This is a genomic window from Domibacillus sp. DTU_2020_1001157_1_SI_ALB_TIR_016 (assembly GCF_032341995.1).
GTDB lineage: Bacteria > Bacillota > Bacilli > Bacillales > Domibacillaceae > Domibacillus > Domibacillus indicus_A.
Genome location: NZ_CP135438.1, coordinates 575,082 through 590,942 on the forward strand (window position 1 = coordinate 575,082; position 15,861 = coordinate 590,942).

13 protein-coding genes are annotated in these 15,861 nt (G+C 43.1%); 1 reads left to right on the plus strand and 12 read right to left on the minus strand.

Annotation, left to right across the window (positions count from 1 at the left end; genetic code table 11):
• Positions 1-5: 5 nt before the first annotated feature.
• The 7 genes from RRU94_RS02740 to RRU94_RS02770 all read right to left on the minus strand — a co-directional run bounded on the left by RRU94_RS02740 (position 6) and on the right by RRU94_RS02770 (position 9,241).
• Positions 6-1,298 (minus strand): ABC transporter substrate-binding protein, encoded by a 1,293-nt coding sequence (locus tag RRU94_RS02740; RefSeq protein WP_315691709.1) that lies wholly within the window; start codon positions 1,296-1,298, stop codon positions 6-8.
• Positions 1,299-1,430: 132 nt separating this feature from the next.
• Entirely contained in the window at positions 1,431-2,798 is a 1,368-nt protein-coding gene (locus tag RRU94_RS02745) for a response regulator transcription factor (RefSeq protein ID WP_315691710.1), read from the minus strand.
• The gene (locus RRU94_RS02750; RefSeq protein ID WP_315691711.1) at positions 2,795-4,228 is read right to left on the minus strand and encodes a sensor histidine kinase; all 1,434 of its coding nucleotides are present in this window, start codon (positions 4,226-4,228) and stop codon (positions 2,795-2,797) included. Before RRU94_RS02750 ends, RRU94_RS02745 begins: the two co-directional genes overlap by 4 nt.
• Positions 4,225-5,199 (minus strand): sugar-binding protein, encoded by a 975-nt coding sequence (locus tag RRU94_RS02755; protein ID WP_315691712.1) that lies wholly within the window; start codon positions 5,197-5,199, stop codon positions 4,225-4,227. Before RRU94_RS02755 ends, RRU94_RS02750 begins: the two co-directional genes overlap by 4 nt.
• Positions 5,200-5,482: 283 nt before the next feature.
• A complete protein-coding gene (locus tag RRU94_RS02760) occupies positions 5,483-6,787 on the minus strand; it encodes a CitMHS family transporter (protein ID WP_315691713.1) in 1,305 nt (434 codons plus the stop codon).
• A gap of 167 nt (positions 6,788-6,954) precedes the next feature.
• On the minus strand, positions 6,955-7,644 hold the full coding sequence (locus RRU94_RS02765) for a response regulator (protein ID WP_315691714.1): 690 nt from the start codon (positions 7,642-7,644) through the stop codon (positions 6,955-6,957).
• Positions 7,631-9,241 (minus strand): ATP-binding protein, encoded by a 1,611-nt coding sequence (locus RRU94_RS02770; RefSeq protein ID WP_315691715.1) that lies wholly within the window; start codon positions 9,239-9,241, stop codon positions 7,631-7,633. The genes RRU94_RS02765 and RRU94_RS02770 overlap by 14 nt, the downstream gene beginning before the upstream one ends.
• A 500-nt stretch (positions 9,242-9,741) precedes the next feature.
• Here RRU94_RS02770 and gntK point away from each other — a divergent pair, with 500 nt between their 5' ends.
• Positions 9,742-11,286 (plus strand): gluconokinase, encoded by a 1,545-nt coding sequence (gene gntK, locus RRU94_RS02775; protein ID WP_315691716.1) that lies wholly within the window; start codon positions 9,742-9,744, stop codon positions 11,284-11,286.
• 73 nt (positions 11,287-11,359) lie between these two features.
• On the opposite strand, the gene tatC is transcribed toward gntK, so the two are convergent.
• The 5 genes from tatC to gnd all read right to left on the minus strand — a co-directional run bounded on the left by tatC (position 11,360) and on the right by gnd (position 15,768).
• Positions 11,360-12,085, minus strand: a complete 726-nt coding sequence (tatC, locus tag RRU94_RS02780; RefSeq protein WP_315691717.1) for a twin-arginine translocase subunit TatC — start codon at positions 12,083-12,085, stop codon at positions 11,360-11,362.
• 62 nt (positions 12,086-12,147) lie between these two features.
• Positions 12,148-12,360, minus strand: coding sequence for a twin-arginine translocase TatA/TatE family subunit (locus RRU94_RS02785; RefSeq protein WP_050183140.1), 213 nt, complete (start codon positions 12,358-12,360; stop codon positions 12,148-12,150).
• Between the two features lie 28 nt (positions 12,361-12,388).
• A complete protein-coding gene (locus tag RRU94_RS02790; RefSeq protein WP_315691718.1) occupies positions 12,389-12,931 on the minus strand; it encodes a RidA family protein in 543 nt (180 codons plus the stop codon).
• Between the two features lie 47 nt (positions 12,932-12,978).
• Complete coding sequence (locus RRU94_RS02795; protein WP_315691719.1) at positions 12,979-14,601, minus strand: flavin monoamine oxidase family protein; 1,623 nt, start codon at positions 14,599-14,601, stop codon at positions 12,979-12,981.
• 267 nt (positions 14,602-14,868) lie between these two features.
• Complete coding sequence (gnd, locus tag RRU94_RS02800; RefSeq protein ID WP_315691720.1) at positions 14,869-15,768, minus strand: phosphogluconate dehydrogenase (NAD(+)-dependent, decarboxylating); 900 nt, start codon at positions 15,766-15,768, stop codon at positions 14,869-14,871.
• Positions 15,769-15,861 lie beyond the last annotated feature (93 nt).

A 15,861-nucleotide genomic window follows, 5' to 3' on the forward strand; every position in this document is an offset into this window, starting at 1 on the left:
CTGCTTTATTTTAATTCGGTTCCTGCCGATTGAAGCGTACGAACAAGCTGATCAACATCTCCCTGTGTAACAAAAATATTAACCGCTTGATTGACCTTCGTTACAAATCCTTCTGGTGCTGCTGAGCCGTGCGCTAAGCTTGGCACAAGCGCGGCAGATTTAAAATCCTCCATTGTGTCTTTTCCATATTGATCGTATTTTGATACGTCTGCGTCAATACGAGCTGGAATAGAACCTTTTAATGGGTTAAAAGCATCCTGGCCTTCAACCGATCCAAGTACACTAAGGAATTTCTTTACATCTTCTGAATTGTTTAACCCTTTCGGGAGACCAAAAGTATCCGTAATAACGCCGAATGTTCCCTCTGTTCCAGGTGTTGGTGCATAGCCAAAATCTTTATTGACAGCCAGTTTCAAATCATTCGTAAAGTATCCTTTTGCCCAGTCACCCATAACGTTCATCGCTGCTTCTCCACTTCCAACAAGCTGCGCAGCATCCTGCCAGTTGCGGGAACTGTGATCTTCATTTACATAAGTGAGCATCTTTTTAAACGTTTCGGCTGCTTTTTTAACTTTTGGATCGTCAAAAGCCAATTCGCCTGTCCAAAGCTTTTTATAGTCCTCTGCGCCCAGCTCGCCAAGCAGGACCGTTTCAAATAAGTGTGTGGCTGCCCATGGCTCTTTGTCTCCAAGTGCAAGCGGCGTAATGCCTTTTTCTTTTAAAGTGTCTGCAGCTTCAAAGAACTCATCAAACGTTGTTGGAACAGCAATGCCATTTTCCTCGAAGACTTTCTTGTTATACCAAAGAACATTTGCACGGTGAATATTGACCGGCACCGAATACATATTGCCGTCTTTGCTGACAAGTTCAATTAATTCTTTTGGAAATTTATCATTCCATCCTTCCTGCTCATACAGATCATTAAGCGGCTCCATTTTATCCGCTGCTACCCAGCTGTCATTCAGCTCTGAACCGCCATGCACCTGGAAAGTAGCGGGCGGATCATTTCCCTGCATCCGGCTCGCCAATACGGCTTTCGCATTGGTTCCAGCCCCTCCGGCTACAGCAGCGTTTTCAATTGGAATATCCGGATATTTCTCTTCGAACAGGGCAAGAAGTGCTTTTAAGCCGTCTTCCTCGCCTGCACCCGTCCACCAGCTGAAAATATCGAGTTTTCCTTTTTCCCCGCTTCCCCCGCTGCTGCCCTGGCTTCCTTCTTCCGTTTGTGTGTTAGATCCGCAGGCAGATAAAACGAGCGTTAAAATCATCATTAAGATAAGTCCCAGTCTTTTCTTCATGCCTTTAGCCCCCTTTATTGTAAGCGTTAACATAAATAAGTATATCCCTCTTAAGAAGGCGACTTTTCTGAAATCTTTTATGATTTTCTGTACTTTTTTATGCAAAAGAAAAACAGCGGCTTCAGCCCCTGCTTAAGAAAAAGATTTCCGGTATTCTTTTGGTGAACAGCCAGCTGCTTTCTTAAATACACGGCTGAAGTAATTCGGATCATTATACCCTGTTCGATCCGCAATTTCTTTCAGTCCCAAATTGGTGTGCTGAAGCAGCTTTTTAGCCGTTCGAATTCTATAATTGGTTAAGTAACCAATAAAGGTTTCATTCATTTTTTCTTTAAACAGTTTTGTGAAATACGTTGGGCTTAGCTGTACGTGATCAGCCACATCCTCCAGGCTGATTTGCTGATGAAAGTGTGTGTGGATAAATGTTTTTGCTTTTGCAATCATTTCTCTTCCCTGCCGATGCATAGCGACTCGGCTGGCCAATTCATTACCAAAAGCAAGGCAGTCTTCAATAAATGCCGCTTCCATAATATTTACATCATCAACGTAAACACCGATAGCGGCCATTTCTTTTTTGACATGCACCAATTCTTCTTTTAATTGATTAAGCGAATAGCGGGTAAAAAGAGTATCTAAAGGATGGCGGTTCATAATCGCTTTTTCAACCGCATTATGCGAAAAAGAAGCACTCTGATCCGCAAACCCGTATGATGCCCCGCGTCCAGCTTTTAGCTGCTGAAAAGCAAGCAGGGCCTCCGAATAAGAGGATCCCAGCTGTTTTAAGGGACAGGGAGCGCTTGTTCCTACAGTGATTTTACCGGGCCAGGAGCGAACGATAGACTTGGCTAAAAGAAGCACATCTGACTTCTGGCATTCCTTACTTAAAAATAAAACAGCCAGCCCGCCGGCCTGTGGATGAGCCGCCAAAAAAGGAAACGGGGAGTGCTCGTTAAGCTGTTCGATAATGTCTTCCCTTGTATTTGCATCTGGACATTCATACACATGCATAAAACCGACTTTTGCCTCGGGGTGAAGCATCCGCAGGCGCCTGCACACTTCTTCATTCATGTCCTGCTGCATTACTTTAGCGAGTACAAGCTGCCAAAGGGCAGCTTCTGAGGCCTGTTCTTCCTTTACTTCCTCTTGTACTTGTAAAATCGTTTGAATCGTTTCATCTCTTTTAGCTGGTTTAACAAGATAGTGTTTTACTCCCTCAATCATCGCTTCTCTTGCATAATCAAAAGAAGCATATGCTGTCATCATAATAAAACGAATGGAAGGCTGCTTTAACCGAATATGGCGAATCGCTTCAAGACCATTCATGCCCGGCATTTTAATATCCATCAGCATTAAATCGGGATGGAGCGATTCGGCAAGCTCAATCGCTACCCGCCCATTCCCGGCCTCACCTACTACCTGAATCTGTGGAATATGCTGCTCAAGCAGCTTACGCATCGCTTTTCGTTCAATCATTTCATCGTCAACGACAATCACCTTCATCCTATTCCTCTCCCTTCATAAAATGGTATACGAATTTGAACGGTGGTTCCCATTCCTTCTGTCGATGAAATAGAAAAAGATCCTTTTTCTTTATAGAAGAGATGCAGCCGCTTTATGACATTTTCCAAACCGATTCCAGTCGAGTGCCCGGTATGTTCCGCTGCCTTCCCGCCTTCTCTTAGCTTTTGAAGAGTTTCCTTGTCTATGCCCGCCCCGTTATCTTTTACTTCAATAACAGCCTGTGTGCGGCTGCTCGTCACAACGACAGAGATTTCTCCGCCTTCCTCTCTATTTTCAATCCCATGAATAAAAGCATTTTCTACAATCGGCTGCAAGATCAATGCTGGCATAGAGATGGGAAGGCATTGTTCCTCTATAGATAAATGAAAAGAAACACGGTCCGAAAATCTCGTTTCTTGTATGGCAAAATAACTCTTTACCGCTGCCACTTCATCCGCCAATGTAACAGATTTTTGCAAATCCCCAAGGCTGTACCGGAGGAGGGATGACACGGATTCAATCAGCTGTGTAGTCATGGGGGCATCTTCCAGGTATGACATTTGCTTTACGGTGTTTAAAGTATTAAATAAAAAATGCGGATTAATTTGATTTTGAAGCTGCTTTAATTCCAGTTCCTTCAGCCATTGGTTGAGCGCTGCTTTTTCTTTGATTTCTTCAATAAAACGGCGCATGTCTCTTCTCATCTGGTTAAAAGACTCCCCGAGCTGATGAATTTCATCTCTGGTTGGAACGGAAACATCCGGCCCATCGAGCCGCCCGGCAGACATTTCGGCTGCCGCCTTCGTTAACGTATGTATGGGCTTTGTAATCCCTCTTGAGAACCAAAGAGCCATGAAAACAGCAAGAAGCAGCGTGGAGACAAATAAACTGATAATAAAATGCTTAAAAGCTGTATTTCGCTTTTCCATTTGATCATAAAATCGCTGGTATTCATTTAATTCTAAGTTTAAGTAGGCGAGCGTGGCTTCTTGTACATAACCGGAGACATTCCGAACTTCACGTAAATGACCGGGGTATTCATCTACCGCCTCTGTCTGAATCGCTTGAATGGTTTTATCGCTTTCTTCAACAAGAGTATCCATCATTTCCTGATACATGGTCATGGACTCGGGCTGGATATCGGCTGTATTGGTTGCTTCTATCCTCTCTTTATTTTCAAGTAAAACCATTTGGGCCGCTTTTGCTTTTTCCAAGGAACTCTTTTCCCGCTCAATCGCATATGAATTGACTCCTTCATACAGTGCAGCAGACTGCTGGGATATTTCATTCAGAAGTAAAAACCCTTGAAAGCTTTTATGATATTCATTCACAAGCTGCCGGCTGCTTGCGTAGATAGAGTATGAAACGACATTAAACAAGACTACAAACACCAAAAAATAAAGAAGAAGCTTTTTCCTGATCGTAATCATGACCCGCTTTCTCCTTCCACAATCGGTAAATCCTCTCTTCGAATAATAGATGTATCCGTATACTGAAGAGGGTGAATGTTTTCTCCTGCTTTCAGCTTGATTAATGACGCTACTGCGTTGTAACCCATCTCATACGGATCCTGGGCTACGGTAGCCTGAATCGCCTGCTCATTTAAAAGAAACAGGGTTTCTGGAAGTGTATCAAATGCAATCACATAAATATTTTTTTTATTAAAGTACCGGGTTACACCGGCAATGCCGATCCCGTCTAAAGCGCTGGTACCATAAATGGCCGTGATGTCAGGACGGTTATGAAACAGGCGGTATGTTGCTTCAATGGCGCCGATCTTTGTAATAGAAGACTCTTCAATTCCAACGATTTGAATCCGTTCTTCTTTTTTAATCGCTTCTTTAAAGCCCTCTACCCGCTGTTTCTGATTTTCGGACTGAAACCGTCCCGTTACGATACCCACCCGCTGTGGACCGTTTGTATCCGCTAAGAGTGCCTGCCCTGCTAAAAAACCTGAATAATAATTGTTCGTTCCTACATATGCAGCCCGTTCTGTCTCTGGAGCATCTGTGTCCACAGTGATAACCGGAATTCCTTTGTCGTGTGCTTTTGATATTAACGTTGTCAGCATTTCACTTTTTCCGCCCTGCATTAAAATACCGTCTACTTTACCTGCAATGGCCGTATCAAGTGTTTTTAAATGCTCGCTGTAATCGGCCTGCCGGGGACCTGCATACTCTAAATAAACACCGTACAGGCTGGCTGCATCTCTTGCTCCTTTTTCAACTAAACGCCAATATTCGTTATCCAGCTCTTCCGGAATCAAGACAAAGTGATACATAGATTTATCATGCTCTGCTTCCGCTTTTTTCATATGAAATGTTAGTTTCCCATAGTAAATCATACAGGCTGATGCCGCGAGAAAAGCAAGGAGCAGGATGCCGTATGCAAGCCGCTTCATAAATCTCCTCCTTGTAGTAAGCGTTTTCATTTATTCGGTGCTTTTATCTGTCCATCTAGTCTTTTCCTATTTACTTTACTTCTCTATGTATCGTTTTGTTTCCTTTAATCTTCCATTAAAAATAAAAGCAAGCAGCATTTATCATTCAACTAATAAACTTCCTATGTTTTCTTTCCCTTTTTAGTCACTCATAGAATATCAAGATCTGCCGATGTTTATGACAAAAGGCTGCTTTCGCGAAAGCAGCCTTTTGTTTGAAGCTTATTCTGTTCACAGTCGTTCATTAAATCGAGATAATTCCAAAAAGAACGGCCGCCACTGTCATTACGGTTGTAGTGCCCAGTGCCCACTTGACCGCAAACCGCTGCAAGTCGCCAAACTCTGTTCCCACAAGTCCAATCAACAGGTGGGCTGCTGCCACAAGCGGACTGAGAACGTGGACAGGCTGGCCAAGCAAGGAAGCGCGTCCAATTTCCACAGCGCTAATCCCGTATGCTTCCGCTGCCTGTGCAATAATAGGAAGAACTCCAAAATAAAACGCGTTATTAGACATAAAAAATGTGAAAGGTGCGCTTAAAAAAGCAACGATCACCGGCAAAAACGGGCCGAATGAATCTGGAATAATAGATACAAGCGTTACAGCCATGGCATCAATCATTTTTGTTCCAGACATAATCCCGGTAAAGATTCCTGCTGCAATCACGATGGAAACAACAGCTAATGCATTTTTAGAATGGGCAGCCAGCCGTTCCTGCTGGTCTTTTAAATCTGGGTAGTTCACAAGAAGGGCAATACCAAAGGCGATCATAAATAAAATAGTCAGGGACATAAAGTCAATGATCAGAGAAGCCATTAAAACAATTGTTAACAATAAATTGAACCAAACCAGTTTTGGGCGTTTGTAATCCGCATTCAGCGTTGTGGCGGCAAGTCCTGTGTTCTCCGCTGATTGATGAGCAGAATCAAGCTCAATTACACCAAGCCGTTTTCGTTCTTTTCGGCCCAGTAAAAAAGCGACCGTAAGAACCCAGACAAGGCCGATGCCCATTACAGGAATCATAGGAATAAACAATTCAGATGCATCCAGCCCGAGGGAAGCCATGGCCATCGCAGAAGCCCCTCCCCATGGAGTCATATTCATTACCCCCATCGAGAGCATAGCAACTGTGGCTAAAATAAGCCGATTCATGCCAAGCCGCTTATACAATGGCAGCAGGGCAGAAACCGTAATAATATAGGTAGTCGTCCCATCCCCATCAAGGGCAACCGTCATAGAAAGAACCGCTGTGCCCAGTACAATTTTAAGCGGATCGCCTTTTACAATCTTTAAAATTTTGGCGATCAATGGATCAAACAAGCCAGAGTCAATCATAATGCCAAAATACAAAATCGCAAACAAAATCATGATAGCGGTGGAGGCAATGCTTTCAACGCCTTCCTGCATCATCGGGCCCAGCTCGGTTAAAAAGCCGCCGAGAATACCAAATACGATCGGTACAAGCATAATGGCTACCAGAGCCGATAATTTTTTTGACATAATTAAATACATAAATACCGCGACCATCGAAAATCCCAATGCAGCTAACATATATTCATCTCCTTTACTTCACATTTATTGATAGCGCTTTCTTTAGAAAAGAGTATCAATCTTCTGATATTTCGTGTAGTTAAAAATTGTTTTTACTCTTTTAATTGTAATAATCGTTTTTTTCTTATTTTTCACAGCAAAAAAACCGCAGCTGCAGCTTTGCGGTTTTAAAGAGATTTGTATTTTCGCTCCGGCCGCCCGATGCTGCCGTAAATCACTTGTACCTCCATCTCATGAGTAGAGACAAGGTACTCTAAATAACGACGGGTTGTGGAATAGCTAATACCGAACAGCTGACTAAATTCGTCCGCATTCAAGCTTTCCTCAACCGTTTTTATTTTTTCCCTGACCAGCTTTAGCGTATGTTTATCGATTCCTTTTGGCAGCTGGGCGGTGCTAGAGCCAGGTTGTTTTTTGGATTGAGCAGTACGAAACATGCGGTCCACTTTATCCTGATCCACTTTTTTCTGCTCATAAAGCTGTGATCGCATCTGCTTGTATTCCTCTAAGGTTACAATCAATTTATCAATCATAATCGGCTTTATTAAGTAGCCAAATGCCCCCCCGCGAATCGCCTGGCTGACTGTTTCGGTATCATTGGCCGCCGTAATTAAAATGACGTCAACTCCCCAATGCTGTTTCCTAATTTCTTTTAGCAGTTCAATACCGTTGGTGTCTGGCAGAAAAACGTCAAGTAAAATCAAATGAGGCTGCACCACCTTTAACAAATCCAGCGCTTGCCTGCCTGATCCGGCGGTTGCAATCACATCAAACCCAGGCTGCTGGTCTGTAAATTGCTTATAAATGCCTGCTGCTTCATAATCATCTTCTACAATAATCACTTTAATCGTCTCCATCAAATTCCTCCTTTTTAGGTACGACAATGGTAAACCGGGTGCCCCCAAGCTGACTTTTGCTCAAGTAAAGATCTCCCCCCAGCTGCTGCAGAGCATGCTGGACAATCGTCAAACCAATGCCGTGATTCTCTCCTGTTTTGGTCGTATACCCTTCTTGGAATATCCTTTCTTCCATATGAGCCGGAACACCCGCTCCATTGTCTTCAATATCAAACACTATTTCTTTTCCAAAGTCCGTAAATGACACGGAAACTTTTCCTTCTCTTCCTTTTTCGGTGCGTGCCGCTTCCAGCGCATTGTCTATGATATTTCCAATGATCGAAACCATCTGCTGAGCTTCCTGGGCAGTAAGTGAAAGAGATAAACTGCTTTCTTCATCAATGGTTAAAGATACTTGCTGTTCCTTTGCCCGATTCAATTTCCCCAGCAGGCAGGCAGCGATCATAGGGTCCGCTACAGATGAAACCAAGAAGGAGATGACATCCTGCCGCTCCTGAACTTCTTGAGAAATCAACTGCATCGCTCGCTCATACTGCCCTAATCGCAGCAGTCCATAAAGCGTATTCAGCTTATTTAAAAATTCATGATTTTGTGACCGCATATTTTCAGAGAATGCTTTCATCTGAGATAATTCTTCCGTCAGCTTTTCAACTTCTGATATAGGCCGGGCTGTCAGTACTATGCCTTCTGTCTGGCCATTCTTCAAAAACGGAGACAAATCCGCAATGAAAAGCTGGTTTTCAAATACAACCGGTTGATTGATCCTCTCTTCTTTAAAAGTAAGCACTTCTTTTAACAGGGTTTGAAGCTTCTTCTCTTTTATCACATATCCTTTTTGAATGGTTTGGCCGCCAAATAGCAGACGGGCTTTCCTATTCATCGATGAAACCTGATTCTGTGTATTGATCACAATGGTTGCATCCCGAATAGATTCCAGTGTAGCTTCTTTTTCTTTGAATAAAGAGGAAATTTCCTCCGGTTCAAGCCCTAAAATAACTTTTCGAATCCTTCGTGCAATAATCATGGCTCCTACTGCTCCAATGGCTAACGGAATCATAGCGAGCTGGATAATTTTCGTTCGATAAACATCTGTCTGTTCTTCTACATCATTTAATAAAAACCCAACGGACGAAACACCAATAATCTTTCCCTGTTCGTTCCATATAGGCGTTTTTGCTTTGATTGCCGGGCCGGATATGCCCGTATCTTTATAAATAACCGATTGCTCTCTTAAAAGGGAAGCATCATTACTGGTCGCTGTATGTTTGCCAATCGAATCAGGATTCGGGTTTGTATAGCGAATTCCTTTCGTATTGACAATCGTGACATAACTGGCTCCGGTTGTTTTACGTATTGTCTCAGCAATCGGCTGCATCGTTACAGTAGGATTTTTTTCTTGGAAGGCATCGATAATTTTTTCATTCTGTGCCGCAAGTTTTGCCACAGTCATTGCCTGCTTTCCCATATAGGATTCAACCATTTCATCGATCATGGAAGAAAAAAGGAGACTGACCAAAAATGTACTAATGATTACGACTATCGTTAAAAGAAGGGCAATTTGAGTCAGCAGGCTCAATCGCACCGGTTTAAAAAGCATGATGTTTCTCCCACCTTTATGCTGCTTATCTTTTGTTAAAGCGCTAACATGTGTAGCTGTAAAAAAATGAACCTCTATTTTTCTTTTTAAGTATACCTGTTAGCAGAAAGCAGACAAGGGCTATTTCTCATTCGTATATAGAGCGCTTTCCTTTGTATACGCCTTTTATTGTGTGAAAAAGGGTACATTACTTTAAACGTTTGGACTCAAACGAAGAATGCCTGTGTAAAGGCAGTTTTCTTCCCGTTCCATAATCGGCTGATTCTTTTTAAAAAGGGTATACTAGCTATAAGCAACCGAACATTTAATAGCTGACAAAGAAAGAGCAAAGTAACGTACACTCTTTTATGAAAACAGTTCCAAAACCGTTTCTTTTCTAGTAGAATAAAAAAGAAGAAAAAAATTTTCTTGCTTAAAACAAAAAAAATAAATAATTTTCATTAACTCATGTTTGATAAACACAGCAAAGATCGGATCATTTGATAAAGGAGACTATGAGTATGTCAAAACAATCTTTTTATCTAGGCGTTGATATCGGAACGACCAGCACAAAGTCCGTTTTATTTGGAGAAGCCGGCAAAGTGCTGGAAATGCACCATGTAGAGTATCCTCTTTACAGCCCCTCCCCATCCATTGCGGAGCAGGATCCGGACGAAATTTTCCGGGCTGTGCTTGAAACGGTCAAAACTGTTCTGACAAAAGGACATGTTGACCCGGCTCAGTTGAAGCTCGTCAGCTTTAGTTCTGCTATGCACAGTGTGATTGCGATGGACAAAAACGGCAAACCGTTAACACGCTGCATCACCTGGGCAGACAGCCGGCCGACCAAATGGTCCGAGAAAATTAAAAACGAAATGAACGGGCTGGAGATTTACAAAAGAACCGGCACACCGATTCACCCCATGTCCCCTCTTTGCAAAATTGCCTGGCTGCGGACCGATCAGCCGGATGTGTTTGCAGCCGCTGATAAATTTATCGGGATTAAAGAATACGTGTTTTACCAGCTGTTTGGTGAGTATGTCGTTGATTATTCTATTGCTTCTGCGATGGGTATGTTTAATTTACATGAATTAGCATGGGATAAGGAAGCACTCGAAGTAGCAGGCATTTCAGCGGACCGGCTGTCAAAAGCGGTTCCGACGACTCACTTTTTAAAAGGCTTAAAGCCGGTATACAAAGAAGAGCTCGGCATTTCTGATGACACACCATTTATTGTAGGGGCAAGTGACGGGGTTTTATCGAACCTCGGTGTGAATGCTATTGACCCAGGCGTGGTAGCCGTAACCATTGGCACAAGCGGCGCCATCCGTACTGTAACAGACAAGCCGGTCACAGACCCGAAAGGACGCATTTTCTGTTATGCGCTGACCGAGAATCACTGGGTTGTCGGCGGGCCGGTTAATAATGGCGGCATGACGTTTAGATGGGTGCGGGATGAATTTGCCGCAGCCGAAATTGAAACAGCGAAGCGGCTTGGCATTGATCCCTATGAAGTGCTGACTAAAATTGCTTCTCGTGTAGCACCAGGTTCGGATGGTCTTTTGTTTCATCCTTATTTGGCTGGTGAGCGGGCACCGCTTTGGAATCCAAATGCAAGAGGCTCCTTTTTCGGTCTCAGCCTGCACCACAAGCGCGAGCATATGATCCGCGCTGTTTTAGAAGGGGTAATCTTGAACTTGTATTCGGTTATGCTTGCCCTTCAGGAAGTCATTGGCGTGCCGAAGCAAATTCAGGCAACAGGCGGATTTGCCCGCTCTGAGCTGTGGCGCCAGATGATGGCTGATATTTTCGATCAGGAAGTGACTGTGCCGGAAAGCTTTGAAAGCTCCTGCCTTGGTGCGATCGTATTAGGTATGTACGCGCTTGGGGAAATTGATGATTTCTCTATTATGTCAGAGTGGGTCGGCAGCACACACAGCCACCAGCCAAATCCGGAAAACGTAGAGGTTTATCAGGATCTTATGTCGGTTTATATTCGCGTGGCACGTGCACTTGAAAATGAATACGGCCTTATTGCCGAGTTCCAGCAGAAATGGATCAAATAATAGTGCTTGAAAAAGAAGCGGCCTGTTCTCTTAAACAGGCCGCTTTACTTATTTATGTGTTGCTGCTCTTCCTTTATGAAACCGACACTTCACTGATCAGCCGTTTCCTATAAACTACTTTTGAAATCGTGATGCTTACTTCATATAAAAGCAGCAGGGGAATGATAACCAAAACGTCTGAAATCAGATCAGGAGGTGTAATTAAAATGGACACGACAATGAGTGCAAAATAACAAAGCTTTCTCGCTTTGGCCAGCCTCATTGGATTAATAATGCCGAGTCTTGTTAAAAACATCACAACGAGAGGCATTTCGAATAAAAAGCCAAATGGCAGTGTTAAGTGCAGCATAAAACGAAAATAGCGATCCGCTGTAAACATCGCCTCAAAGTGGCCGGATGACAGCGTAGTCAGGTAGTTTAACACGATTGGAAACAAAATAAGATAACCAAATGCAATACCGGTAAGAAACAGAAGAAATAAACCCGGTATAAAGTGAAAGGCGACCCGGCTTTCTTCCTTTGTTAAAGCAGGAGCGACAAAGCGCCAGGTTTGATAGGCAGCAACAGGAATCGTTGCCGCAATCGCACATACACCCGAGATGACCATATAGACCCATAGAATATCACTCGGCCCTAGAATTGCCAGTTTTCCGTCCAGGTCTTTAATCAGCCAATTGTAAATATCCTCGACAAAAACAAAAGCAAGAATAAGAAAAAAGAGAAAAGCAATTAAGGTCCTAATAATCCGCTGACGAAGTTCTTCTAGATGTTCGATTAGATGAGCATTCTTGTTTTCCATCCAACCACCTCCTATCTTTTACTAAAAAAAGATGTAGACGAGTTTCCTCGTCTACATGTCTCTTATGAAACCGCTGATTTCTCTTTTTTCTCCACCGTTGTCAGCTCAGGCTTTTTTTCTTCTTCCTCTTCTACTAAATTTTTTGTGGCACTTTTAAACTCGCTCAATGTACGGCCAAACGCCCGGCCGATCTCCGGCAATTTCGAAGGGCCGAAGATTACAAGGGCGATGATTAAGATTAACACTAAACCTGGAACACCGATATTTTGCAGCATGCAAATCTGCTCCTCTCATAAACATGTTTTATTTGTTTTTATTTTTGTAAGCCACAACCGCTTCAATTTCGATGAGCCAGTCTGAATTCACCAGGCTGTCGACGCCCACGGTAGAACGTGCCGTTTTAATGGGATTTTCTTTTGTGTTAAAAAACTGTCCGTACGCGTCAAACCACCCTTGATAGTCCGGTTTTCCGCCCTTATTCGGATCTGATACTACATACACACGCAAATATGTTACATCCGCAAGTGTGAGTCCTTTCGCTTTCAGCTGCGTTTCTAAATTCTTTAATATACCGACAGCCTGCGTTTTGGTATCCCCGTATCGTTCATACGTTGTCGCCCCGTCTTTATTCAACAAAGGCGGAACAGTTCCGCTAAACAGCAGCTGGCCATAAGAAGAAGGAATGGCCACTGAACTGGAAATAGAGGAAGACGGGGTGCCAAAAAACGTTACTTCATTCGATTTTAACTCTTCTTTTTCACTCACCGCCGAGGCAATCGAAAATCCGGCAATAACGTTTGCCCCAATTACAACCGAGGCAATCGTGGTTTTTAGTGATTTTTTCATTTTTCTTCCTCCATTTATAAAAGGTAAAATAACAGCCGGATCATTCATTACCCCGCGATCGAAGGTACCGGACCGCTTTCTTTCAGCACTTTCTCATGAATCTGGCTGACGACTGTTCTTGCCGATTCAAAGGCACCAGCCATCCATCCCGTCATGTAGCTCAGGTGTTCACCGGCAAGGTAAATACGCCCTTGCGGCTGATTTAAAATTGGATAATAGTTTTTCAAATCAGAAGCAGAGTATTCTGCCCATCCACCTTCGTTGTATTTGATTTTGTGCCATGCAAGTGAGAAAGAGGTTTCAAATTCATCAGCATACTGCTTATGTATTTTTCCACCCTGAGCCAAAGCATGCGATTGACGCTGGGCGATGGATCGGTTGCCCACATCGACTGCATTTTGACCGAAATTATAGTAACCGACTACAATTCCTTTTTGTGTTAAAAAGTCAGAGGATGGATACCAGATTTGGGAGATATCCATGTTGGTTGTTGTAATGCCGCCCAGAATGCGGTCTTCCTGCTCCCAGAAACGATTTTTAAATTGAAGGCCGATTTTGCCTGTTGTTGCGTAGTTGATGCTTTTGATTGCATTTTTCATTTCGCTTGTGAAATCTGCTTTTATATTTTTCAGAACAGGCAGCGGGATCGTACAGATGCAGTAATCTCCGCTTATTTCTTGTGTTTTTCCTTTGGTCTTGTATACTACCCGCGTGCCCTCTGGGGACTGCCGAATTTCCTGTACTTCCGCTTCAAACGTAATTTTGCCTGGCAGCTGTCGTTCAAGTGCTTTTGGAATCTGATCCATCCCACCTACGGGCTGGAACATCATAGGTTGTTGAGTGAAGGAGTATTCTGAGTTGAAGTTGTTCATCATTCCTGATTGAAGAAGTTCACTAGATGTATAGGGTGTGCCGATAGTTCCTGGCTGGAGGCCTGCACCTGGGAGTTCTGTATATCCGCGGCGGCTTGAGCCTTTGTAGATGTACTCGGAAGACAAATCACCTTCACGTTTCAGGTAATCCATTAATTTTTCCCTGTCTTCTTTCGTTAGCTCCTGGTCAAGTGCAGACTTATTGACTGCTTTTGCTAACAGCTCGGATACAAATCCGCGTGTGTCTGCTTTAATGGCCTGCTTCCGGATTCTCTGGTTTGCGAGACCACCCACATTTTCCTGATAATAATAAGCATATTCATTTACGTTACAAAACACTTCAAGTGGAACCCCGAGCTCTTTACAATAATCCATGGTTACATGATGCTGGGGAATTCGGGCAGGTCCGGCGTTAAAATAAAGGCCTTTGTCAAATTTAGCTGTTTGTTTAACCCCGCCGATTTCGGTTTCTTGTGTTCCGTTTCGCACGGTCCAGTTCCGTCCTCCTGTTCGGCCTCTCGCTTCGAGAATATGACAGTCATACCCTGCTTTTCCAAGTTCATAAGCGGCTGTCATTCCGGCAATACCGGCTCCGAGGATAATGACTTTTTTGCCCATTTTCCCTGACTCGGAAAGGTCACTTTTGGACGGAGGGCGATAGCTGCTGGCGCTTGCCATCACAGGAGAAGCAAAAAATCCTAGGGATTCCATTGCTCCAAATACGGCAACGGCTCCTCCTACTTTCCCTACTTGATTCAGGAAATCTCTCCTTGTTAAGCTTTTTTGTTCTTTTGTCACTTTGTTTCCCCCTTTTATCACTTGGAATAAGAGTATAATAGAGGTTATATTTTTCCATATCTACACATTTGTTAGAAAATATCACAATTTTTCTAAAAATCTATAATTATTATTAATAGTGAAAATATGTAAAAAACATCACTTTAAGGCTTATAAAATAAGTCCTAAATGAACAAAAAAAGAAAAAGCAATTCTCATCCAAAAAAGAGAAAAAAGCTTTTTCTTGTATATGAATATGATTTTTATTCGCACATTTACTTTACGTGATTAATTGCTTTTTTCAACGCTGTGTCCGCCGAATTCATTTCGCAAAGAAGCAACAACTTTTCCTGAGAATGTGTCTTCTTCAAGCGAGCGGTAGCGCATCATTAAAGACAAAGCCGTAATAGGCGCGGCTGCCTGCATCTCAAGAGCCGTTTCAACTGTCCATTTTCCTTCTCCAGATGAATGCATAATGCCTTTAATGCCTTCAAGCTTCGGATCTTTTGAAAATGCATTTTGTGTCAGTTCCATCAGCCATGAACGAATAACTGAGCCATGGTTCCACACTCTGGCCACTTGTTCGTGATCATAGCCGAAATCGCTTTTTTCTAGCAGTTCAAAGCCTTCTGCAATCGCCTGCATCATGCCATATTCCACTCCATTGTGGATCATTTTCAAAAAGTGTCCGCTGCCGCTCTTTCCTGTATACAAATAGCCATTTTCAACGCAAATGTCCCGGAATACAGACTCTAACTGTTCAAAAGCGGACTGTTCACCACCGACCATCATGCAGGCTCCATTTCTTGCACCGGACGTGCCGCCGCTTGTGCCGACGTCTAAAAAGTGAATACCGCGCTTTGCTAACTGTTCTGCGCGCTGCATAGAATCTTTGTAATGAGAGTTTCCACCTTCAACGACAATATCGCCTTCAGTTAACAGCGACGCTGCTTCATGAACGACTCCTTCTGTAATCTTGCCGGATGGCACCATGATCCAGACCACTTTCGGACTTGGCAGGCTGGCAACCAGCTCTTCAATAGAAGAAGCTGTCTGTGCCCCTTCTCCACTCATTTTTTCTCTTGCTTCCTGGTTTACATCAAAAGCCGTAATTTCATGACCATGCTCCATTAAGTTCAACCCTAACTGAAAGCCCATTTTGCCGAGCCCGACTAAACCAATATGCATATGTGATAAGCTCCTTTGAAAATAATTTTCATTCTTCTCTTAAATTATATAAAATTTTTTTCTTAAATAAAACCCTTTCAAGAAATATTTTTT